A 263-nucleotide genomic window follows, 5' to 3' on the forward strand; every position below is an offset into this window, starting at 1 on the left:
CATATTGTTTTTCCAAGGGTATGGTCTTATCTCTCCAATCATCGGTGACCTCTTCGGCAATACCCCGGGTAAGCAAGAGATCTGGACTGACGCCAAGTAAATCCCCCTGCAGTAACACCTCATAATAACCGCCGGGTGCCAGACCAAAATAGAGCCAGTTACGCTGGTCAGTGCGTTCGCCGACCTGATAGCGTTGCTGCATTTGCCGCGCTAAATTTGCAGGTAAATCAACAGTGATTCGGTACCGCTTACGATCGTAGAAG

Annotated in this window: 1 protein-coding gene; it reads right to left on the bottom strand. The window is 49.8% G+C overall.

The window, feature by feature from the left end; genetic code table 11:
- The coding region (locus H0248_RS21775) for a DUF2931 family protein (protein WP_308415680.1) at positions 1-202 on the bottom strand (202 nt) is incomplete at its 3' end.
- Positions 203-263 lie beyond the last annotated feature (61 nt).

This window comes from Pectobacterium brasiliense, from assembly GCF_013449685.1.
GTDB lineage: Bacteria > Pseudomonadota > Gammaproteobacteria > Enterobacterales > Enterobacteriaceae > Pectobacterium > Pectobacterium brasiliense_A.